This window comes from Piscinibacter sp. PDB5-1, assembly GCF_056676035.1.
Map to the genome: position 1 here is coordinate 375,932 of NZ_JBWVZL010000002.1, position 20,969 is coordinate 396,900.

19 protein-coding genes are annotated in these 20,969 nt (G+C 68.3%); 13 read left to right on the forward strand and 6 right to left on the reverse strand.

Annotated features, from left to right (window positions below; all coding sequences use genetic code 11):
• Positions 1-31 precede the first annotated feature (31 nt).
• The 4 genes from AC1KAT_RS09105 to ppnP all read left to right on the forward strand — a co-directional run bounded on the left by AC1KAT_RS09105 (position 32) and on the right by ppnP (position 4,664).
• On the forward strand, positions 32-1,111 hold the full coding sequence (locus AC1KAT_RS09105; RefSeq protein ID WP_480325005.1) for a lipocalin-like domain-containing protein: 1,080 nt from the start codon (positions 32-34) through the stop codon (positions 1,109-1,111).
• Between the two features lie 155 nt (positions 1,112-1,266).
• Complete coding sequence (locus AC1KAT_RS09110) at positions 1,267-2,925, forward strand: diguanylate cyclase domain-containing protein (protein ID WP_480325007.1); 1,659 nt, start codon at positions 1,267-1,269, stop codon at positions 2,923-2,925.
• 86 nt (positions 2,926-3,011) lie between these two features.
• Entirely contained in the window at positions 3,012-4,337 is a 1,326-nt protein-coding gene (locus tag AC1KAT_RS09115) for an argininosuccinate synthase (protein ID WP_480325009.1), read from the forward strand.
• Between the two features lie 15 nt (positions 4,338-4,352).
• Positions 4,353-4,664, forward strand: a complete 312-nt coding sequence (gene ppnP, locus AC1KAT_RS09120) for a pyrimidine/purine nucleoside phosphorylase (protein ID WP_480325011.1) — start codon at positions 4,353-4,355, stop codon at positions 4,662-4,664.
• A 98-nt stretch (positions 4,665-4,762) separates the two neighbouring features.
• Here the strand turns inward: ppnP and AC1KAT_RS09125 are convergent, their stop codons facing one another.
• Together AC1KAT_RS09125 and murB are read right to left on the reverse strand one after the other, a co-directional pair.
• Complete coding sequence (locus tag AC1KAT_RS09125) at positions 4,763-5,305, reverse strand: VUT family protein (protein WP_480325013.1); 543 nt, start codon at positions 5,303-5,305, stop codon at positions 4,763-4,765.
• Positions 5,306-5,325: 20 nt separating this feature from the next.
• Positions 5,326-6,342: a UDP-N-acetylmuramate dehydrogenase gene (gene murB / locus AC1KAT_RS09130; RefSeq protein WP_480325015.1), complete on the reverse strand. Its 1,017-nt coding sequence runs from the start codon at positions 6,340-6,342 to the stop codon at positions 5,326-5,328.
• A gap of 63 nt (positions 6,343-6,405) precedes the next feature.
• Between murB and AC1KAT_RS09135 the strand changes: the two genes are divergently transcribed.
• Positions 6,406-6,894 (forward strand): YajQ family cyclic di-GMP-binding protein, encoded by a 489-nt coding sequence (locus tag AC1KAT_RS09135; protein ID WP_480325017.1) that lies wholly within the window; start codon positions 6,406-6,408, stop codon positions 6,892-6,894.
• Between the two features lie 7 nt (positions 6,895-6,901).
• Positions 6,902-7,543, forward strand: a complete 642-nt coding sequence (locus AC1KAT_RS09140; protein ID WP_480325019.1) for a retropepsin-like aspartic protease family protein — start codon at positions 6,902-6,904, stop codon at positions 7,541-7,543.
• A 22-nt stretch (positions 7,544-7,565) separates the two neighbouring features.
• Here the strand turns inward: AC1KAT_RS09140 and AC1KAT_RS09145 are convergent, their stop codons facing one another.
• Entirely contained in the window at positions 7,566-8,750 is a 1,185-nt protein-coding gene (locus tag AC1KAT_RS09145) for an MFS transporter (RefSeq protein WP_480325021.1), read from the reverse strand.
• A 116-nt stretch (positions 8,751-8,866) separates the two neighbouring features.
• On the opposite strand from AC1KAT_RS09145, the gene AC1KAT_RS09150 reads away from it, so the two are divergent.
• The 7 genes from AC1KAT_RS09150 to AC1KAT_RS09180 all read left to right on the forward strand — a co-directional run bounded on the left by AC1KAT_RS09150 (position 8,867) and on the right by AC1KAT_RS09180 (position 17,433).
• Entirely contained in the window at positions 8,867-10,045 is a 1,179-nt protein-coding gene (locus tag AC1KAT_RS09150) for an acyl-CoA dehydrogenase family protein (RefSeq protein ID WP_480325023.1), read from the forward strand.
• Positions 10,046-10,083: 38 nt separating this feature from the next.
• Positions 10,084-11,226: an acyl-CoA dehydrogenase family protein gene (locus tag AC1KAT_RS09155; RefSeq protein WP_480325025.1), complete on the forward strand. Its 1,143-nt coding sequence runs from the start codon at positions 10,084-10,086 to the stop codon at positions 11,224-11,226.
• A gap of 86 nt (positions 11,227-11,312) precedes the next feature.
• On the forward strand, positions 11,313-12,014 hold the full coding sequence (locus AC1KAT_RS09160) for a pseudouridine synthase (RefSeq protein WP_480326523.1): 702 nt from the start codon (positions 11,313-11,315) through the stop codon (positions 12,012-12,014).
• A gap of 21 nt (positions 12,015-12,035) precedes the next feature.
• The gene (locus AC1KAT_RS09165) at positions 12,036-13,040 is read left to right on the forward strand and encodes a bifunctional riboflavin kinase/FAD synthetase (protein ID WP_480325027.1); all 1,005 of its coding nucleotides are present in this window, start codon (positions 12,036-12,038) and stop codon (positions 13,038-13,040) included.
• A 91-nt stretch (positions 13,041-13,131) separates the two neighbouring features.
• Positions 13,132-15,987: an isoleucine--tRNA ligase gene (gene ileS / locus AC1KAT_RS09170; RefSeq protein WP_480325029.1), complete on the forward strand. Its 2,856-nt coding sequence runs from the start codon at positions 13,132-13,134 to the stop codon at positions 15,985-15,987.
• Positions 15,988-15,989: 2 nt separating this feature from the next.
• Positions 15,990-16,475 (forward strand): signal peptidase II, encoded by a 486-nt coding sequence (lspA, locus tag AC1KAT_RS09175; protein WP_480325031.1) that lies wholly within the window; start codon positions 15,990-15,992, stop codon positions 16,473-16,475.
• 31 nt (positions 16,476-16,506) lie between these two features.
• Positions 16,507-17,433 carry a DMT family transporter gene (locus AC1KAT_RS09180; RefSeq protein WP_480325033.1) on the forward strand — a complete coding sequence of 309 codons (927 nt, stop codon included), beginning with the start codon at positions 16,507-16,509 and terminating at the stop codon, positions 17,431-17,433.
• 23 nt (positions 17,434-17,456) lie between these two features.
• Here AC1KAT_RS09180 and AC1KAT_RS09185 read toward each other — a convergent pair whose 3' ends face one another.
• The 3 genes from AC1KAT_RS09185 to AC1KAT_RS09195 are packed head-to-tail and all read right to left on the reverse strand — an operon-like array spanning position 17,457 to position 20,828.
• The gene (locus AC1KAT_RS09185) at positions 17,457-18,239 is read right to left on the reverse strand and encodes an SDR family oxidoreductase (protein ID WP_480325035.1); all 783 of its coding nucleotides are present in this window, start codon (positions 18,237-18,239) and stop codon (positions 17,457-17,459) included.
• Between the two features lie 28 nt (positions 18,240-18,267).
• On the reverse strand, positions 18,268-19,179 hold the full coding sequence (locus AC1KAT_RS09190; RefSeq protein ID WP_480325037.1) for a DMT family transporter: 912 nt from the start codon (positions 19,177-19,179) through the stop codon (positions 18,268-18,270).
• Positions 19,179-20,828, reverse strand: coding sequence for a gamma-glutamyltransferase family protein (locus AC1KAT_RS09195; RefSeq protein WP_480326525.1), 1,650 nt, complete (start codon positions 20,826-20,828; stop codon positions 19,179-19,181). Before AC1KAT_RS09195 ends, AC1KAT_RS09190 begins: the two co-directional genes overlap by 1 nt.
• Positions 20,829-20,969: the final 141 nt, after the last annotated feature.

Below are 20,969 nucleotides of genomic sequence, written 5' to 3' on the forward strand. Positions count from 1 at the left end.
GCATTGTCAACCCGTATGCGATCCTTCAGCCATGCGCAGGCGCGATCTTTTTGCGGGTACGTTGACACTTCCTCTGTTCGGCGCATCCGCCCTGGGCACGCCGACCGGGCGGCGCCGACCGCTGGTCTTTCCGGCCGACTTCGGCGCCCACCCCGCCGCGCGCACCGAGTGGTGGTACCTCACCGGCGACCTGCTGGCCGGCAGCCGGCGCTTCGGCTTCCAGGTCACCTTCTTTCGCTCGCGCACCGAGGTGGCGGCCGAGCACCCGAGCCGCTTTGCCGCCAGCCAGCTGGTGTTCGCGCACGCGGCCCTCAGCGAGCCGGCCACCCAGCGCCTGCGGCACGACCAGCGCATCGCCCGCGCCGGCTTCGGTGTTGCCCGGGCCGCCGAAGGCGACACCGACCTGCGCCTGCGCGACTGGCACTTGCGCCGCAGCGGCCCGGCCGAGGCCACGCGCTACAGCGCCCAGGTGCACAGCGACAGCGCCCGATTCGCGTTCGACCTGCAGTTCGACGCCCCGCAGCCCCTGCTGTTGCAAGGCGACGCCGGCTGGTCGCGCAAGGGCCCGCAACCCACCCACGCCACGCACTACTACAGCCGCCCGCAACTGCGCGCCGAGGGACGCCTGAGCCTGGACGGCCGCGAGCTGGCCGCCAGCGGCCGCGCCTGGCTCGACCATGAGTGGGGCGACCAGGTGCTGGCCGCCGATGCCGTCGGCTGGGACTGGATCGGCATGAACCTCGACGACGGCGGCGCCCTGACCGCGTTTCGCGTGCGCCGGGCCGACGGCAGCCCGCTCTACGCGGGCGGCAGCCATCGCCCCGCCGGGGGCGCCGTACGCAGCTTCGGCCCCGACGAAGTGCGCCTGCTGCCCGGCCGGGCGTGGACGAGCCCGGCTTCGAGCGCCCGCTACCCCGTCGCCTGGACCGTCGAGACCCCGGTCGGCCGCTTCCACGTGGCCGCCATGTTCGACGCCCAGGAGCTCGACAGCCGCGGCAGCACCGGCGCCTTCTACTGGGAAGGCCTGAGCGAGTTGCTGGCCGAGGACGGCCGCCGCATCGGCAGCGGCTACCTCGAAATGACCGGCTACGGCGAACCACTCAGGCTCTGAGAGCCGGCCGGGACGGCCTCGGCCGCGAAAAGGACCACGGGAACAGGCGCGACCTGATTCAAGTCAACGCCGTCATGGCCGAAAAGCCATTGAACGGCCTCCCGTTTGCGCGCCCCCGGCGCCGCGACGAGAACCGCCGTGTCGCCTGCCCGTTCATGAAGCCGATCCTCAAAGTCCTGCTGCATCCGCGCCTCTGGCCCCTGCGCACCCAAGCGCGGGCGTTGGTGTGCCTGCTCATTGCCGCGATGGCCCTGGTGGTCGGCGAACTGTGGGCGCGGCGCACCCTGCTGCAGGCCCAGGCCGACACCGGCCAGCGCCTGATGCAGATCGCCCACAACATGGCCGACCGGTTGTCGCAAGAAATGGCCACGCGCACCCGCGACGTGCTGCTGCTCACCCAACTCGACGTGCTGCGCGAATCGGCCGACCCGGCCGCCGCCCGCGCTGCCCTCGAAAAGCTGCGCGACACCCTGCCCGCCTACGCCTGGATCGGCATGACCGACGCCGAGGGCACCGTGGTGGCCGCCACCGGCGACGTGCTGGTGGGCCGCTCGCTCGCCGCCCGGCCGGTCTACCAGAATGGCCGCCTCGGCCTGTGGACCGGCGATGTGCACGAAGCCGTGCTGTTGGCGAAGCTGGCGCAACAAACGCCCGGCGAGCAGGTGAAGTTCGTCGATGTCGCGGCGCCGGTGTATCGCGCCGACGGCAGCCTTCGCGGCGTGCTCGCGCTGCACCTGAGCTGGCAATGGGCGGCCCAGCTGCGCGAGGCCCTGCAGCCCCAGAGCCGCGGCGACGTGCAAGTGATGATCTTCGGCCACCGGGGCGACGTGCTGCTCGGCCCGGCCGGCACCGCCACACCACCCAGCCTGCCCGGCGAGCGCTTGCGCGACCTCGAAGAGCGCTGGGGCTTCGAAGCCTGGAGCGACGGTCTGACCGCCCTCACCGGCGTGGCCGTCAGTGGCCCGAGCGGCGGCTTCTCGGGCTTCGGCTGGCGGGTGGTCGCCCGCGCCACCTCGCCGACATCGCCCGGCACCCTCGGCGACGCGCGCCTGGCCGTGCTGCCCTGGACCGGCGCGATCGCCCTGCTCTGCGCGCTCGCCGCGTGGGGCCTGATCGGCATGATCATCGCCCCGGTGGACGAACTCGCGCAGACCCTGCGCACCGCGGCCCCGACGCCCGCGCGCCGCGATGGCGTGCGCCCGAGGCGGCGCAACGACGTGCAGCAGATCGCCGCCGCCGTCGCCGACCTGCAGGCCACGCTGCGCGACCGCAACGAAACCGTGCAGGCGCTTGAGCAGACGGCCCACATGGATGCACTCACGGGCCTGTGGAACCGCGCCTACCTCAACAACCTGTCGCCCCGCCTCGCCGAGACCGTGGCCGGCCAGTCGATGGAGTTCTGCGTGCTGTGCATCGACCTCGACGGCTTCAAACCCGTCAACGACCGCTACGGCCACGAGGCCGGTGACCAGGTGCTGGCCCAGGTCGCCAAACGCCTGCGGCAGATCGCCCGGGAGGAAGACTTCGTGTTCCGCCTGGGCGGCGACGAGTTCATGCTGCTGCTCGCCTGCCCGGCGGGTGAAGGCGCGATGCTCGCGCGCCAAGTCGCGCAGCGCGTGGTCGCCGACCTGCAGCGGCCCATGCAGTACCGCACGCTGAGCAACCTGCGCATCGGCTGCAGCGTGGGCGCGGGCCTGTGGCCGCAAGACGGCGCCACGCTCGTCGATGTGATGGCCCATGCCGACGAGGCGCTCTACGCCGCCAAACGCGCCGGGCGCGGCCAGTACCGGCAGTACGCGGCCAAGGTCGCCTGAGGCGGCCGGAAGTCGCCCGGCACGGGGCGCGGGAGGGCCCGGCCAGGGGCCTAGAATTCCGGGTTTTCCGCCTTCCGCCCTCCACCATGCCGAACGCAAGCAAGAAAGCCGCTTCCCCGTCGATCCGCAAGGTCGTGCTCGCCTACTCTGGCGGCCTCGACACCTCGATCATCCTCAAGTGGCTGCAAGACGAGTACCAATGCGAGGTGGTGACCTTCACCGCCGACATCGGCCAGGGCGAAGAGATCGAGCCGGCCCGTGCCAAGGCCGTGAAGATGGGCATCAAGCCCGAGAACATCTTCATCGAAGACCTGCGTGAAGAGTTCGTGCGCGACTTCGTCTTCCCGATGTTCCGCGCCAACGCGCTGTACGAAGGCGAGTACCTGCTGGGCACGTCCATCGCCCGCCCGCTGATCGCCAAGCGCCTGGTCGAGATCGCCAAGAAGACCCGCGCCGACGCCATCAGCCACGGCGCCACCGGCAAGGGCAACGACCAGGTCCGCTTCGAACTCGGCGCCTACGCGCTGATGCCCAACGTGAAGGTCATCGCCCCGTGGCGCGAGTGGGACCTGCTCTCGCGCGAGAAGCTGCTGGCCTACGCCGACCAGCACGGCATCCCGGTCGATTTCAAGAAGCGCAAGGGCGGCGCGCCCTACTCGATGGACGCGAACCTGCTGCACATCAGCTATGAAGGCGGCATCCTCGAAGACCCGAACTTCGCGCCCGAAGACAACATGTGGCGCCTCACCGTGTCGCCCGAAAAGGCGCCGGGCAAGCCGCAAGTTGTGGAGCTGACCTACAAGAACGGCGACGTGGTCGCCATCGACGGCCAGAAGATGAGCCCCGCCACCGTGCTGACCACGCTGAACCAGATCGGCGGCAAGCACGGCATCGGCCGCCTCGACAAGGTCGAGAACCGCTACGTCGGCATGAAGAGCCGCGGCTGCTACGAAACCCCGGGCGGCACCATCCTGCTGGCTGGCCACCGCGCCATCGAGTCGATCACGCTCGACCGCGAAGTGCTCGCGCTGAAAGACGACCTGATGCCGCGTTACGCGCGCATGGTCTACAACGGCTACTGGTTCAGCCCCGAGCGCCAGCTGCTGCAAGGCCTGATCGACGCCTCGCAGGCCACCGTCAACGGCACCGTGCGCTTGAAGCTCTACAAGGGCACGATCATGTGCGTGGGCCGCGAGAGCAAGACCGACTCGTTGTTCGACCCGAAGATCTCGACCTTCGACGACGACGGCGGCGCCTACAACCAGGCCGACGCCGGCGGCTTCATCAAGCTGAACGCGCTGCGCATGCGCATCGCCGCCAACGCGAAGATCGCGCGCTCATCCGCCGCGAAGCCCAAGGCCAAGCCGGCTGCCAAGCCCGCCGCCAAGAAGGCCGCCCCGAAGAAGAAGTAACCCCGAGAGACTGCGATGACCGACAAGATCCAAGCCACCGTCAAGACCCGCGCCAACGTCTACTTCGATGGCAAGTGCGTCTCGCACAGCATCGAACTGGCCGACGGCACCAAGAAGAGCGTGGGCGTGATCCTGCCCTCGACCCTGCGCTTCACCACCGGCGCGCCCGAGATCATGGAACTGGTCGAAGGCGAATGCCGCGTGAAGCTCGCCGGCAGCGACGCCTGGACGACCTATGCGGGCGGCCAGTCGTTCGACGTGCCGGGCAACTCGGCCTTCGACATCGAGACCACGCAGACGCTGCACTACATCTGCCACTTCGGCTGATCGATCGAGCCACGCCAACGCAAAGGGCCGGTATTGAACCGGCCCTTTTTTATTTCGCACCGTTCGAAGCCCTCGCTCCGTCACGGCCGATCTGCAATTCACCGCACCGGCACCCAGGCCTGCAAGCGCGGCAGCATCGCACGGTACGGGGCCAGCAGCAGCGCCGCCATCGCCCATTTCACGGCGAGATCGCCCCCTCCGAGCTTGAGCCAGTCGAAGCCGGGCTCGCCCGCGAAGGCGATGAAGAAGAAGATGCCGGTGTCCACCACCGACGCCACCAGCGAGCCGAAGAACGGCGCCTTCCACCAGGTCTGGGCGCGCCAGCGGTTGAACACCGCCACGTCCATCAACTGCGAGACGATGAAGGCCGCGCCCGAGGCCACGGCGATGCGCCAGGGCGCCAGCAGCAGCGACACGATCACCGCGCCGGCGAAGCCGACCCACGCGACCTTTCGAGCCGCCTGCGCGCCCACCGCGCGGTTGGTCAGATCGGTGACGAGAAACACCACCGGGTAGCTGAATGCGCCCCAGGTCAGCCAGTCGTTGATCGGGTGCTGCACCAGCCAGTTCGAGGCCACGATGACGACGAGCATTGCCACGATGGGCCGCCACAGGCGGGCAAGCGAAACAGTCGAGTCCATGGGCACCTGCTGAACAGTCGTCACACCACCACCGGCTCGGGTTCGAGCCGGATGCCGAAACGCCCGTAGACGCTTTCTTGGATCGCCCGCGCGAGCGTCATCACCTCGGAGCCGATCGCCCCGCCGCGGTTGACGAGCACCAGCGCCTGCTTCTCGTAGACACCCGCCTTGCCCACCGTCTTGCCCTTCCAGCCGCAAGCGTCGATCAACCAGCCCGCGGCGAGCTTCACGCTGCCGTCGGGCATGGGGTAGTGAACGATTTCGGGGTCGCGGCCGATGATGTCGCGGCACTGTTCGGGCGTGACCACCGGGTTCTTGAAGAAGCTGCCGGCGTTGCCGATCACCAGCGGGTCGGGCAGCTTGGAGCGGCGAATCGCACAAATCCAGTCGTAGATCTGCTGCGGCGAGGGCGAGGCGGTGCCGGTCTCGGCCATCTTGCGTTCGATCTCGAGGTAGCCCAGCACCGGCTGCCACGGCATCGGCAGGCGAAAGCGCACGCGCGTGATGACGACGCGGCCGGCGAGCGAATGCTTGAACACGCTGTCGCGGTATCCGAAGGCACAGGTTTCGGCATTGAGCGTCACGGTGCGGCCGGTGACGAGATCGACCGCATCGAGCGAGTCGAAGCGGTCTTTCAGCTCCAGCCCGTAGGCGCCGATGTTCTGCACCGGCGAGGCGCCCACGGTGCCTGGGATCAGCGCCAGGTTTTCGAGCCCCGGCAGGCCCTGCGCCAGCGTCCAGGTGACGAAGTCGTGCCAGTTTTCACCGGCTCCCACTTCGACGATGGTCGCGTCGTCGCGCTCTTCAACGACACGGAGGCCTTTGACCTCGACCTTGATCACGACCTGCGGCATGTCGCGCGTGAGCACGATGTTGCTGCCGCCCCCGAGCACGAACTTCGGCGCGCGGCCCAGTTGGGGGTGATCGACCACGCGGCGCACGTCGGCATCGCTGGTCACGCGCACCAGCGTTTGCGCGACGGCGGGCAGGCCGAAGCTGTTGTACGGTTTCAGGCTCACGCCCGATTCAATTTGCATGGCAGAATTTTCGCCGATCCCGCCTCGCGCCCTTCAGCGCAAAACCCGCGACACACCACGACCATGCCGAGCTTCGACGCTGTCCTCGATCCCAACCTCGTCGAAGTGCGCAATGCCATCGACCAGACCGCCAAGGAAATCGGCACCCGCTTCGACTTCAAGGGCTCGTCGGCCCGCGTCGAGTTGAAAGAAAAAGAGCTGACGATCTACGCCGACAGCGACTTCCAGATCGGGCAGGTGATCGACATCCTGCTCGCCAAGATGACCAAGCGCAGCGTGGACATCCGCTTTCTCGACCGCTCGGCCAAGGTCGAAAAGATCGGCGGCGACAAAGTCAAGCAATTGGTCACGGTCAAAAGCGGCATCGACAGCGACACCGCGAAGAAAATCCAGACACTCATCAAGCAAAGCAAGATGAAGGTGCAGGCGGCCATCCAGGGCGACACCGTGCGGGTCACGGGCGCCAAGCGGGATGATCTGCAGGCGGCGATGGCCTTGATCCGCAAAGAGATCGCCGATGCGCCGCTGTCGTTCAACAACTTCCGGGACTGAAAACCTCATGCGTACCGTTTTGGCTGCCGCCGCTCTGTTGTGGATCGGCGCAAGCCCTGCCTGGGCGCAAAGCGTCTCGATGAGTGGCAGCCTGGGCACGCGTGCCCTGTTGATGATCGACGGCAAGCCGGCCACGGTGGCCGTCGGCAGCACGGTGCAAGGCGTCAAGCTGATCAGCGTGTCAGGCGACCAGTCCGTGGTCGAGATCGCCGGCAAGCGCGTGACGCTGCGCATGGGCGGCGCGCAGGTCAACCTGGGCGGCGCGTCCACCGAAGGCACCGACAGCCGCATCACGATGGTGGCCGGGCCGGGTGGGCACTTCCTGGGCAGCGGGTCGATCAACGACCGCTCGGTGCAGTTCATGGTCGACACCGGCGCGACGAGCGTCGCCATGGGGCAGGCTGAGGCCGACCGCATCGGCCTGAAATACCGCCACCTGCCCCCGGCCGGCATGGTCAACACCGCCAACGGCTCGGTGCCCGCGCACAAGGTCACGCTCACCAGCATTCGCCTGGGCAACGTGCAGGTGTTCAACGTCGAGGCGATGGTGATCCCGGCGCAGATGCCTTACGTGCTGCTCGGCAACAGCTTTCTCACGCGCTTCCAGATGAAGCGCGAGAACGACATCCTCACGCTCGACCGCAAGTGAGCGGGCCGGCAGGCCGTCGCACTCAGCGCCGCGCGCTCGCGTAGGCGATCCACGCGCCCACGCCCAGCGCGCACAGCGCGAGGAAGACCTCGCGGTAGCCCGGCACGGCGAGCAGCAGCCAGGCGGTCATCAGCGGCGCCGCTGCACGCGACACCAGCGCGATCGCCGACATCGCCCCGCTGATGCGCCCGACGTGCTCGCGGCCGAAGTACTCGGGCACCAGGTTGCCGCGCACGATGGTGACGAGGCCGTTGACCACCCCGAACAGCAGCGCAAAGACCACCAGCGCCGCCAGGTGTTCAGACAAGGCGAACAGCGCCATCGACAGCGGCAGCCCCGCCAGCACCGCCAAGCCCAGCGTGCGCTGCGCGACCCAGCGGCCGAAGAACAGGTGCACCACGCGCCCCAACACCTGCGCGGGCCCGACCCAGGTGACCACAGCCAGCGCCGCCGTGTCGTCGAGCCCCTTCGAGGCCAGCGCTGGCACGATGTGCGCCCACAGCGCGGCCGAGACGAAGGCATGCAAGGTGAAAGCGAGCGTCAACAGCCAGAAGTTGCGGTGGCGCAGCGCCTCGTGCAAGGTCGCGTCGTCGGCCGCGTCGTGGCCCGCCTTCGCGACCGGTCGGGCCGGGTGGCGCAGCGCCCAGGCGTGAAGCGGCGCAATGCCCAGCAGCAGCACGAGGCCGATGACCCCGAGCGCGCTGCGCCAGCCCCAACCGGCGATCAACCACGCCACCGCCGGAAAGCACAGCGTGCTGGCAAAGCCGCCGACCAGCGTCAGCGCCGTGATGGCCTGCCGGTAGCGCCCGGGAAAACGCCGCGTGACCACGCTGAAGGCCGGCTCGTAGAGGCACATCGCCATCGCCGCCCCGAGCAGGGCCCAGGCACCGTACAGCATCGCCAGGCTTTGCACCTGCGACCACACCACGAAGCCGACGCCGGCGAACGCCGCGCCCAGGGTCATCACCACGCGGTCGTGGCCCCGGTCGATGGCGGCACCGACCGCATAGCTCGTGAGGCCCCACACGGTGAGCCCGAGCGTGAACGCGCCCATCATCTCGGGCTTGCCCCAGCCCAGGCTCGTCTGCATCGGCAGCACGAACGCCGAGAAGGTGTAGAACAGCGCGGCCCAGCAGAACAACTGGCCCACGGCCAGGGCCGCGACGGTACTGCGATAGCCCGTCGGGCGCTCGTTTTCGGAATGCATTGGCTGAATTATCAATCGCCAAGGCGACACTTGTTCCGATATGCAGAACGAGTTCCAACAGGCGGATCATGTGCGACACTTGCGGTCTGCTGTACCCCGCCATCCCGGAGACTCAAATGGATCTGAATTACACGCCTGAAGAGCAGGCGTTCCGCGCAGAGATTCGCTCGTGGCTCGAAGCCAACCTGCCGAAGGACCTGCAAGAAAAAGCGCAGAAGTCGCAGCGCTACACCAAGGACGACCTGCAGCGCTGGGCCAAGATTCTTGGCAAGCAGGGCTGGCACGGCGTGGCCTGGCCGAAGAAATTCGGCGGCCCGGGCTGGAACGCGGTGCAGCGCCACATCTTCGAAGAAGAGTGCGCCAACGCCAGCTGCCCGCCCATCGTGCCCTTCGGCCCGGTGATGGTGGCCCCGGTGATCATGGCCTTCGGCTCGCCCGAACAACAGGCCCGCTTCCTGCCCGGCATCATGAGCGGCGAAGTGTGGTGGAGCCAGGGCTACAGCGAACCGGGCTCGGGCTCGGACCTGGCCTCGGTCAAGACCCGCGCCGAGCGCCGTGGTGACAAGTACATCGTCAACGGCCAGAAGACCTGGACGACCCTCGGCCAGTACGGCGACTGGATCTTCTGCCTGGTGCGCACCAGCACCGAAGGCAAGCCGCAAGCCGGCATCTCGTTCCTGCTGATCGACATGAAGTCGCCCGGCGTGACCGTGCGCCCGATCATCATGCTCGACGGCGAGCACGAGGTGAACGAAGTCTTCTTCGACAACGTCGAAGTGCCGGCTGAAAACCTCATCGGCGAAGAGAACAAGGGCTGGACCTACGCCAAGGTGCTGCTGGGCCACGAGCGCACCAACATCGCCAACGTCAACCGCGCCAAGCGCGCGCTGCAAAAGCTCAAGACCATCGCCAAGAACGAGAACGTCTACGACGAGCCTCGCTTCCGCGACCAGATCGCCCTGCTGGAAACCGACATCATCGCGCTCGAAATGATGGTGCTGCGCGTGCTGTCGGGTGAATCGAAGGGCAAGCACGAGCTCGACGTGGCCGGCCTGCTGAAGATCCGCGGCAGCGAGATCCAGCAGCGTTTCACCGAGCTGATGATGCAGGCCGCCGGCCCGCTGAGCCGCGCCTTCATCCACGAAGCGATGGACGCCGGCTACCAGGGCGAGTTCGTCGGCGCTGCGTACATCCAGCCGCTGGCCGGCACGTACTTCAACTTCCGCAAGACCACGATCTACGGCGGCAGCAGCGAAGTGCAACGCAACATCGTTGCGCAGACCGCCCTGGGCTGATCGCCGCACGGCACTGAACGGAATTAGAAGGAATCAAGATGGACTTCGATTTTTCAGACGACCAGGAAATGCTGCGCGACTCCGTGCGCAAGTGGGTCGATAAGGGCTACACCTTCGAGCGTCGCCACGGTCTCGTGAAGGCCGGCGGCTTCTCGCGCGACGTCTGGGGCGAGATCGCCGAACTGGGCTTGACCGGCCTGTACGTGCCTGAGCAACACGGCGGCATGGGCTTCGGCCCGATCGACGGCATGGTGGTGATGGAAGAACTGGGCCGCGGCCTGGTGCTCGAACCCTACGCCGACGTGGCCCTGGTGGCCGGTGCGCTGCTGTCGGGCTACGCGCCCGAAGCCGTGCAGGCCGAGTGGCTGCCCAAGATCGCGGGCGGCGAAGCCCTCGTCGTGCTGGCCCAGCAAGAGCGCGCTTCGCGCTACCACCTGAACCGCGTCACCACCACCGCCAAGCAAGCCGGCGACACGTGGACGATCAGCGGTGCCAAGAGCGTGGTGCCCGCCGGTGACAACGCCGACGCGTTCATCGTATCGGCCCGCGTCTCGGGTGCGAACGACGACCCGAGCGGCATTGCGCTGTTCCTGGTCGAGCGTTCGACTGCGGGCGTCAGCGCCTGGGGCTACCCGACCCAAGACGGCGCCCGTGCCGCCGAGGTGAAGTTTGCCGACGCACCGGCCACCCTGCTGGTCGCCGCCGGCGCTGGCTACGCTGCACTGGAGCACGCCGCTGACGTGGGCATCGCTGCCGTCTGCGCCGAATCGGTTGGCGTGATGGACAAGCTCTTCGCGATCACCACCGAGTACATGAACACGCGCAAGCAGTTCGGTGTGGCGATCAGCAGCTTCCAGGCCCTGCGCCACCGCATCGCCGACGTGAAGATGCAGGTCGAACTCGGTCGCTCGATGAGCTACTACGCGAGCCTGAAGCTCAACGAGCCGGCCGACAAGCGCCGCCGCGCGCTGGCCCAGGCCAAGCTGCAGGTGAGCCAGTCGGTGCGTTACGTAGGCCAGCAATGCATCCAGCTGCACGGTGGCATCGGCGTCACCGACGAGTACATCGGCAGCCACTACTTCAAGCGCCTGACGATGATCGAGATGGCCTGGGGCGATGCACTGCATCAGCTGGGCGAAGTCTCGGCGCGCATGCAGGACACGGCCGGCGTGAACGTCTGAGCCACGCGTCCGATCCGCGTCTGATCATTCTTTTGCGATGATCGACTGCCGCCTTCGGGCGGCAGTTTTCATTGGAGGCCATGAAGATGAAGTTGTCGCAGGTGCTGTTCAGCCAGGGCTTTGGCGCCCGACGCGAATGCGAGGGGCTGATCGCGAGCGGCCATGTGCGCATCGCCGGCGAGGTGCACGACGACCCGTTCGAGGACGTGGTGCCCGAAGGTTTGCAGTTCAGCGTGCGCGGTGAAGCCTGGGCGTACCACGAGAAGGCGCTGCTGGTGATGAACAAGCCGCAGGGGGTCGAGTGCTCGCAAAAGCCAAAGCACCACCCGAGCGTCTACAGCCTGCTGCCCGCGCCGCTGCGTCGGCGCGACGTGCAAAGCGTCGGCCGGCTCGACGAAGACACGACCGGGCTGCTGCTCTTCACCGACGACGGCACGTTGATCCACCGCTGGACTTCGCCCAAGAAGCACCTGCCCAAGGTCTACGAGGTGGGCTGCAAGCACCCGGTGGACGACGACCAGGTGCGCCGCCTGCTCGAAGGCGTGAAGCTCGTCGATGACCCCGCCACGGTGGCCGCGGCAGCCTGCGAGATCACCGGGCCGACCTCGCTGCGGCTGACGCTGACCGAAGGCAAGTACCACCAGGTCAAGCGCATGCTGGCGGCGGTGAGCAACCGGGTCGAGACCCTGCACCGCAGCGGTTTCGGCGTGCTGACTTTGCCGACGGATTTGGCACCCGGGCAATGGCAGTGGCTGAGCGGGCCCGAAGCGGTGCAAGGCGCGCGTTGATGCCGCGATAATCCAGCGCCTATGCGAGTCTTCCGCGGTCTCCATCACCCCGACATCGCGCCCGCGTGCGCGCTGACCATCGGCAACTTCGACGGCGTGCACCGCGGCCATCAGGCCATGCTGGCCTTGCTGCGCTCTGAAGCCCAGCACCGCGGCTTGCCCTCGTGCGTGATGACCTTCGAGCCGCACCCGCGCGACTACTTCGCCCGGGCCCACGGCAAGCCCGAGATGGCGCCGGCGCGCATCGCCACGCTGCGCGACAAGCTGAGCGAGCTGGAGCGTTGCGGCATCGACCAGGCCGTCGTGCTGCGCTTCGATGCCGGCCTCGCATCGCTCTCGCCGCAGGCCTTCATCGACGAGATGCTGGTGGCCGGGCTCGGCGCGCAGTACGTGCTGGTCGGCGACGACTTCAAGTTCGGCGCCAAGCGTGCCGGCGACTACGCGATGCTCGACGCCGCCGGCGAAGCCCAGGGTTTCGACGTGGCACGCATGAACAGCTACGAGGTGCACGGGCTGCGGGTGTCCAGCTCGGCGGTGCGGCAGGCGCTGGCCAGCGGCGACATGGAGCGCGTCACCCAGTTGCTGGGCCGGCCCTACAGCATCAGCGGTCACGTGGTGCACGGCCTGAAGCTCGGCCGCGAACTGGGCTACCGCACGCTCAACCTGCGCTTCACACACGCCAAGGCGGCGGCGAACGGCATCTTCGCCGTGCGCACCTTCGGCCTGACCGACGAACCCATCGACGGCGTGGCCAGCCTGGGCGTGCGCCCGACGGTGGACGACAGCGGCCGCATCCTGCTCGAAGTGCACTGCCTGGACTGGCCCGCGTCCCTCGGCGCCGAGGGGGCCTACGGTAAACTCGTTCGGGTGGAACTGCTGCACAAACTCCGTGATGAAGCGCGCTTCGAAGGGCTCGACGCCCTGACCGCCGCCATCCGGCAAGACGCGCAGGACGCCCGCGATTACCTGGCCACCCAGGCCACGCACGCCGCCACCGGGCGTCAAACCACCCGCGATCGAATTTAAAGCTCGCACCCCTCGCGAGCCCCGGCCCCCCTCTCCCGACCCCGGGCCGGTCCATGCCCTTTCTCAGGCGCGCCGCGCGCGCCCCCGTGCCATGACCGATTCGACGACCTCGCCCGACTACCGTTCGACGCTGAACCTGCCCGACACCCCCTTCCCGATGCGCGGCGACCTGCCCAAGCGCGAACCGGGCTGGGTGAAGGCCTGGGAAGACCAGGGCACCTACAAGAAGCTGCGCGACGCGCGCTGCAACGCACCGAAGTTCGTGCTGCACGACGGCCCGCCGTACGCCAATGGCCAGATCCACATCGGCCATGCGGTGAACAAGGTGTTGAAGGACATGATCGTCAAGGCGCGCCAGCTGAAGGGCATGGACGCGCGCTACGTGCCGGGCTGGGATTGCCACGGCCTGCCCATCGAGAACCAGATCGAGAAGACCTTCGGCCGCGGCCTGCCGCGCGACGAGGTGCAGGCCAAGAGCCGCGCCTACGCGACCGAGCAGATCGCGCAGCAGATGGCCGACTTCAAGCGCCTGGGCGTGCTGGCCGCGTGGGACAAGCCCTACCGCACCATGGACTTCGGCAACGAGGCCGGTGAGATCCGCACGCTCAAGCGCGTGATGGAACGCGGCTACGTGTACCGCGGCCTCAAACCCGTGTACTGGTGCTTCGACTGCGGCTCGTCGCTGGCCGAGTTCGAGATCGAATACGCCGACAAGCAATCGCAGGCGGTCGATGTGGCCTTCCTGAGCGCCGAGCCCGAGAAGCTGGCGGCCGCGTTCGGGCTGCCCGCGCTGAGCAAAGACGCCTTCGCCGTCATCTGGACGACGACCGCGTGGACGATCCCTTCGAACCAGGCGCTCAACCTCAACCCCGAGCTGCCTTACGCGCTGGTCGAGACCGAACGCGGCCTGCTGGTGCTGGCCGAGGCGCTGGTCGAGAAGTGCATGACGCGCTACGGCCTGCAAGGCAAGGTGCTCGCCACCACACAAGGCAAGAACCTGGGCGGGCTGAACTTCCGCCACCCGCTCGCGCACGTCGATGCCGGCTACGACCGCCTGAGCCCGGTGCACCTGGCCGACTACGCCACGGCCGAAGACGGCACCGGCATCGTTCACTCGGCGCCCGCCTATGGCGTGGACGACTTCAACTCGTGCCGCGCGAACGGCCTGGCGCTCGACGACATCCTGAACCCGGTGCAGGGCAGCGGCGTGTTCGACCCCGCCCTGCCCCTGTTCGGCGGCCAGCACATCTGGAAGGCCGCACCGGTGGTCGCCGAGGCACTGAACGCCGCGGGCCGCCTGTTCGCATCGTCGAAGCTGCTGCACAGCTACCCGCACTGCTGGCGCCACAAGTCGCCGGTGATCTACCGCGCCGCCGCGCAGTGGTTCGTGCGCATGGACGAAGCGAACTCGCAGAACGCGGGCGTCTTCACCCAAGACAAGGCCCCGAAGACGCTGCGCCAGACCGCGCTCGAAGCCATCGACGCGACCAGCTTCTACCCCGAAAGCGGCCGTGCCCGCCTGCGCGACATGATCGCCAACCGGCCCGACTGGTGCATCAGCCGCCAGCGCAACTGGGGCGTGCCGCTGCCCTTCTTCTTGCACAAGGACTCGGGCGAACTGCACCCCGACACGCTGGCCCTGATGGACCGCGCGGCCGCGCTGGTCGAGCAAGGCGGCGTCGAAGCCTGGGCCAAGCTCACACCGGCCGACTGGCTGGGCAGCGAGGCCGACCAGTACACCAAGAGCACCGACATCCTCGACGTGTGGTTCGACTCGGGCGCCACCTTCTCGCACGTGCTGCACGGCTCGCACGAAGGCGAAGGCCTGAGCGACGGCCCCGAGGCCGACCTCTACCTCGAAGGCCACGACCAGCACCGCGGCTGGTTCCATTCGTCGTTGCTGCTGGCCTGCGCCATCGAGGGCCGCGCGCCCTACAAGGGCCTGCTGACCCACGGCTTCGCCACCGACGGCCAGGGCCGCAAGATGAGCAAGAGCCTGGGCAACGTCGTCGCGCCGCAAGAGGTGAGCGACAAGCTGGGCGCCGAGATCATCCGCCTGTGGGTGGCCAGCACCGACTACTCGGGCGACCTCAACATCGACAAGAAGATCCTCGACCGCGTGGTCGATGGCTACCGGCGCATCCGCAACACGCTGCGCTTCCTGCTCGCCAACACGAGCGACTTCGACGCAACCAAAGACGCCGTGCGCTTCAGCGAGCTGCTCGAAGTGGACCGCTACGCGCTGGCGCGCGCGGCGCAGTTCCAGGCCGAGGTGCTGGCGCACTACGAGGTGTACGAGTTCCACCCGGTGGTGGCCAAGCTGCAGGTGTATTGCAGCGAAGACCTGGGCGCGTTCTACCTCGACGTGCTGAAGGACCGCCTCTACACCACCGCGCCCAAGTCGCACGCGCGCCGCAGCGCGCAGACCGCGCTGTGGCACCTGACGCACGCCATGCTGCGCTGGATGGCGCCCTTCTTGAGCTTCACCGCCGAAGAGGCCTGGCAGGTCTTCGCACCGGGCCGCTCGCCGTCGATCTTCACCGAGACCTATTCAGACGTGAGCGGCTGGGCCGACGAGGCGCTGATCGCCAAGTGGGCGCGCATCCGCGAAGTGCGCGACGTGGCCAACAAAGAGATCGAGACCGTGCGTGCCGCCGGCGGCGTGGGCTCGTCGCTGCAGGCCAATCTGGCGATCACCGCGCCGGCCGAGTTGCTGGCGCTGCTGCAGTCGCTGGGCGACGACCTCAAGTTCGTCACCATCACCTCGCAAGCGGCCGTGGCCGCAGGCGATGCGTTGGGCGTGGCGGTGACCCCGGCGACGGCATCGAAGTGCGAACGTTGCTGGCACTACCGCGACGACGTGGGCACCGACGCAGCGCACCCAACCATCTGCGGCCGCTGCACCAGCAACCTCTACGGCGCGGGCGAAGCGCGCAAGGTGGCCTGATCATGGCAAGCAAGCAAGCCAGCAATGTGTGGCCGTGGCTGGCCATCGCGGCGGTCATCATCGTCGCGGACCAACTCACCAAGACACTGATCCTGCAGTACTTCCAGTACGGCGACAGCCGCTACGTGACCTCGTTCTTCAACCTCGTGCGCGTGCACAACACGGGCGCGGCGTTCTCGTTCCTCGCGGGGGCGTCGGGCTGGCAGCGCTGGTTCTTCACCGGCCTGGGCACGGTGGCCGCGATCTTCATCGTGTGGATGCTGCGCAGCCACGGCGGCCAGAAACTTTTCGCCTGGGCACTGACGCTCATCCTCGGTGGCGCGGTGGGCAACGTGATCGACCGGCTGCTGCACGGCTACGTGGTCGATTTCATCCAGGTGCACGCGATGGGGCGCTACTTCCCGTCGTTCAACATCGCCGACAGCGCGATCACGCTCGGGGCGATCTTCCTGATCGTGGACGAGCTGCGGCGCGTTCGAAAGACCTGAGCCTTCGGCCGACCCCGCAGCGGCGATTGCGATGAACTCCCCGCTGAACGCACGCATCGTCTGGATGCTGACCCTGCCCCCGCTGCTGTGGGCAGGCAACGCGGTGGTGGGCCGCCTGCTGGTCGGCCATGTGCCGCCGCTGGCCCTGAGCGGCCTGCGCTGGGTGCTGGCGCTACTGATCCTCGTGCCGCTGGGCTGGCGCGCCTTGCGGCCGTGGTCGCAGGTCGCCACGCGCTGGCGCTACCTGCTGGTGATCGGCCTGCTGGGCGTGGGCACCTACAACTCGCTGCAGTACATGGCGCTGCAGACCTCGACGCCGATCAACGTGACGCTGATCCTGTCGAGCCTGCCGGTGTGGATGATGGCCATCGGCTGGGTCTGGCACGGCGTGCGCCCGACGCGTCGCCAGGGCGTGGCGGCGATCTTCTCGCTGGCCGGCGTGCTGCTGGTGCTGTCGCGTGGCGACCCGGGCGTGCTGCGCAGCCTGCGCCTCTTGCCCGGCGACGTGCTGATGCTGGTCGCCGTGGCCGCCTGGGCCGTCTACAGCTGGATGCTCGCCAAGCCGCCCGCGTCAATGCAAGGCGAGGCGCGCCCGAAGTGGAACTGGGCCGAGTTCCTGCTGGTGCAGGTCTTGTTCGGCGCGGCCTTCGCCAGCGCGGGCGCGGGCATCGAAGCCTGGGCGCACCCGCAGCCCATCCGCTGGTCACCCGCGGTGGTCGCGGCCATCGCCTACGTCGTCATCGGCCCCTCGGTGCTGGCCTACTGGTTCTGGGGCGCCGGCGTGGCCGCCGTCGGGCCGGCCGTGGCGGCCTTTTTCAACAACCTCACACCCCTGTTCGCCGCGGTGATGTCGGCAGCGCTGCTGGGCGAACCACCGCGCTGGTACCACGTGCTGGCCTTCGTGCTGATCGCCACCGGGATCATCGTGACCTCCGTGAAGCGGCCCGCCCCGCACTGAGCGGGGCTCGTCGCCACCGACGCTCAGAACGTGCCGGGATACGCCCCGCCATCGAGCAGGATGTTCTGCCCCGTCAGGTAGCCGGCGTGCTGGCTGCACAAGAAGGCGCAGACCGCGCCGAACTCTTCGGCCGAGCCGAAGCGTTTGGCGGGCAGGCCGCGCTTGCGGGCTTCCGCGGCGGTGGCCAGGTCTTGGCCAGCCTTCTTGGCGGCAGCGTCGATGGTCACGCGCAGGCGGTCGGTGTCGATGGTGCCGGGCAAGAGGTTGTTAATCGTCACGTTGCTCGCCGCCAAGTCGCTGCGGGCGAGGCCGGCGACGAAGCCCGTCAGCCCGCTGCGCGCGCCGTTCGACAGCCCCAGCACGTTGATCGGCGCCTTGACCGCGCCCGAGGTGATGTTGACCACTCGGCCGAAGCCGCGCTGCGCCATGCCATCGACGGTGGCCTTCATCAGCTCGATGGGCGTGAGCATGTTGGCGTCGAGGGCCTTGATCCAGACCTCGCGGTCCCAGTCGCGAAAGTCGCCGGGCGGAGGGCCGCCGGCGTTGTTGACGAGGATGTCCACCTGCGGGCAGGCAGCCAGCGCCGCCGCGCGGCCTTCGGGCGTGGCAATGTCGCCGGCCACCGCGCGCACCTCACCGCCGCCGATCGCGCGCAGCTCGTTGAGCGTGTCTTCCAGCGCCTCGGCTCCGCGTGCGGTGATGACGACGTTGACGCCCTCGCGCACCAGCGCCTGCGCGCAGCCCTTGCCCAAGCCCTTGCTGGCCGCGCACACCAGCGCCCATTTGCCTTGAATGCCCAAGTCCATGCGGTGTTCTCCTTGAAGGTGATCGGGGTCAGCGTGCGCGGGCCAGCAGCCAGATGCCGGTCAGCACGAGCGCGGTGCCGGCGAGCATCCAGGCCGTGAAGGGTTCGCCGAGGATGAGCACGCCCATCGCAATCGTCGAGAGCGGCCCGACCATGCCAGTCTGTGCGGTGAGTGTGGCGCCGATGCGCTCGATGGCCATCATGACCATCAGCACCGGCACGAAGGTGCAGAACACGGCGTTGATGACCGACAGGCCAATGACCTCGGGCGCGACGAGCGCCGCCGACATCGGCCGCAGCAGCACGAACTGCAGCAGGCACAGCAGGCAGGCCACGCTGGTCGCCAACCCGGTGAGGCGCAGCGAACCGAGCCGTTGCACCACCTGGCCGCTGTACGACAGGTAGACCGCGTAGCTCACCGCGCTGGCGAACACCAGCCCGGCGCCCAGCGCGGTGTGGGCACCGGCCAGCGTGACCTCGTGGCCGAACACCAGCAGCACGCCGCCGTAGCTCACCGCCAGGGCGATGAGCTGCGCACGCGTGACCTTCTTCTTGAAGAGCAGCACGCCGAGCGCCAGCACGAGGGTCGGGTTGAGGTACAGGATCAGCCGTTCGAGCCCGGCGCTCACGTACTGCAAGCCCGCAAAGTCGAGAAAGCTCGACAGGTAATAGCCGCTGAAGCCCAGACCCAGCACGGCCAGCCAGTCGCCGCGCGTCAGCGCCGGCCGGCCCCGCCCCGCCCACCACGACAAGAGCGCAAACATCGGCAGCGCGAACAGCATGCGGTACATGATCAGCGTGACCGCATCGACGCCGTAGCGGTAGGCCAGCTTCACGATGATGGCCTTGCCCGAGAAGGCGATGGCCCCGAGCATCGCCAAGGCCAGCCCGCGCCCATAGGCCGGTGATGCAACCGAAGCCCCGGCCACGACGGCCCCCATCAGAAGCCCCCCGCCTGCCCGTCGCGGCGCGGGTCGCTGGCGGCCACGTAGCCTTCGGCCGAGGGGTCGCCGAGCCGCCAGATGAACTGGCCGGCGCCGAAGTCCTGGTAGCTGTCGTTGATGACTTCCATGCGGTGGCCGCGTTCGGCCAGGCCCTGCACGGCGACCGGGTCCATGCTCGACTCGACGTTGATCTCAAGGCCCGCGTTGAAGCGCCAGCGCGGCGCGTCGCACGCGGCCTGCGGGTGCTGGTGAAAGTCGAGCATGCGCACGAGGGTCTGCAAGTGGCCTTGGGGCTGCATGTTCGCGCCCATCACGCCGAAGCTCATCTGCGCTTGCCCGTCTTTGGTGAGAAACGCCGGGATGATCGTGTGGAAGGGCCGCTTGCCCGGCGCCACGCAGTTGGCGCTGCTGGGGTCGAAGTTGAAGCCGTGGCCGCGGTTCTGCATCGACAGACCATAGCCCGGCACGACCACGCCCGAGCCAAAGCCCATGTAGTTGCTCTGGATGAAGCTGACCATCATGCCGCGCTCGTCGGCCACGGTGAGGTAGATGGTGCCGCCCTTCACCGGGTTGCCGGCACCGAAGTCTTGCGCGCGCTTCAGGTCGATCAGCTTCGCGCGCGAGGCGAGGTAGGCCGGGTCGAGCAACTGCTCGGCCGTGACCTCCATGCTGGCCGGCTCGGCCACGTAGCGGTACACGTCGGCGAAGGCGAGCTTCATCGCCTCGATCTGCACGTGCATGGCCTCGGCGCTGTCGGGCTTCATCGAGGCCAGGTCGAAGTGCGACACGATGCCCAGCGCAATGAGCGCGGCGATGCCCTGGCCGTTGGGCGGGATCTCATGCAGCACGTGGCCGCGGTAGGCCTGGCCGATGGGCGCGACCCACTCGGGCCGGTAGGCCGCGAAGTCGCTCGCGGTGATGACGGCGCCGTGCTCACGCGCATGGCGTGCGGCGGCCTCGGCGATCTCTCCGCCGTAGTAGGCCGCGCCGTGGCTCTCGGCAATCAGCCGCAGCGAACGCGCCGCCGCTTCGAAGCGAAACAGCTCGCCCACCTCGGGCGCACGGCCGCGCGGCATGAAGGTGTCGGCAAAGCCCGGCTGCTGGTGCAGCACCGGCACCGCCGCAGCCCACTTCTGCTGCACGACGAAGGGCACGGCGTAGCCACGTTCGGCAATCTCGATGGCCGGTTGCAGCAGGTCGGCAAACGGCAGTTGGCCGAAGCGTTCGCTCAGGGCCACCCAGCCGGCCACGGCGCCCGGCACGGTGACGCTGTCCCAGCCGCGCACGGGCGGCGCGTTGCGCTCGGTGCCGTACTTGGCCTTGAAGTACGCGGGCGACCAGCCCTGGGGCGCACGGCCCGAGGCATTGAGGCCATGCAGTTGCTGCCCGTCCCAGACGATGCAGAAGGCGTCGGACCCGAGGCCGTTGCTCACGGGTTCGACCAGCGTCATCACGGCAGCCGCCGCCACCGCCGCATCGACCGCATTGCCGCCCTGCCACAGCATGCGCAGGCCGGCTTGCACGGCCAGTGGGTGCGAGGTGGCGACCACGTTGCGTGCGAACACCGGCAGGCGCTGGCTGGCATAGCCGGCGGTCCAATCGAAGGTGGATGAAGGCGAGTTCATGGCGGCACCGCAAGCAGGGATGGCGACGATTATGGGCAAGCCCCCAGCGTGCCGCAGGCCATCGCACACGGCCTGCGAGTGAAAGGCACGCCCGCGTGGACTCGTGCCGCATGCGGCCTTGTCGCCCAATGGCGGGCACGCGGTTTTCCCCTCGTCCTACAG

Coding starts and splice junctions, on each gene's coding strand:
- AC1KAT_RS09105 (WP_480325005.1), top strand. CDS start 32: ATGCGCAGGCGCGATCTTTTTGCGGGTACGTTGACACTTCCTCTGTTC.
- AC1KAT_RS09110 (WP_480325007.1), top strand. CDS start 1,267: ATGAAGCCGATCCTCAAAGTCCTGCTGCATCCGCGCCTCTGGCCCCTG.
- AC1KAT_RS09115 (WP_480325009.1), top strand. CDS start 3,012: ATGCCGAACGCAAGCAAGAAAGCCGCTTCCCCGTCGATCCGCAAGGTC.
- ppnP (WP_480325011.1), top strand. CDS start 4,353: ATGACCGACAAGATCCAAGCCACCGTCAAGACCCGCGCCAACGTCTAC.
- AC1KAT_RS09125 (WP_480325013.1), bottom strand. CDS start 5,305: ATGGACTCGACTGTTTCGCTTGCCCGCCTGTGGCGGCCCATCGTGGCA.
- murB (WP_480325015.1), bottom strand. CDS start 6,342: ATGCAAATTGAATCGGGCGTGAGCCTGAAACCGTACAACAGCTTCGGC.
- AC1KAT_RS09135 (WP_480325017.1), top strand. CDS start 6,406: ATGCCGAGCTTCGACGCTGTCCTCGATCCCAACCTCGTCGAAGTGCGC.
- AC1KAT_RS09140 (WP_480325019.1), top strand. CDS start 6,902: ATGCGTACCGTTTTGGCTGCCGCCGCTCTGTTGTGGATCGGCGCAAGC.
- AC1KAT_RS09145 (WP_480325021.1), bottom strand. CDS start 8,750: ATGCATTCCGAAAACGAGCGCCCGACGGGCTATCGCAGTACCGTCGCG.
- AC1KAT_RS09150 (WP_480325023.1), top strand. CDS start 8,867: ATGGATCTGAATTACACGCCTGAAGAGCAGGCGTTCCGCGCAGAGATT.
- AC1KAT_RS09155 (WP_480325025.1), top strand. CDS start 10,084: ATGGACTTCGATTTTTCAGACGACCAGGAAATGCTGCGCGACTCCGTG.
- AC1KAT_RS09160 (WP_480326523.1), top strand. CDS start 11,313: ATGAAGTTGTCGCAGGTGCTGTTCAGCCAGGGCTTTGGCGCCCGACGC.
- AC1KAT_RS09165 (WP_480325027.1), top strand. CDS start 12,036: ATGCGAGTCTTCCGCGGTCTCCATCACCCCGACATCGCGCCCGCGTGC.
- ileS (WP_480325029.1), top strand. CDS start 13,132: ATGACCGATTCGACGACCTCGCCCGACTACCGTTCGACGCTGAACCTG.
- lspA (WP_480325031.1), top strand. CDS start 15,990: ATGGCAAGCAAGCAAGCCAGCAATGTGTGGCCGTGGCTGGCCATCGCG.
- AC1KAT_RS09180 (WP_480325033.1), top strand. CDS start 16,507: ATGAACTCCCCGCTGAACGCACGCATCGTCTGGATGCTGACCCTGCCC.
- AC1KAT_RS09185 (WP_480325035.1), bottom strand. CDS start 18,239: ATGGACTTGGGCATTCAAGGCAAATGGGCGCTGGTGTGCGCGGCCAGC.
- AC1KAT_RS09190 (WP_480325037.1), bottom strand. CDS start 19,179: ATGGGGGCCGTCGTGGCCGGGGCTTCGGTTGCATCACCGGCCTATGGG.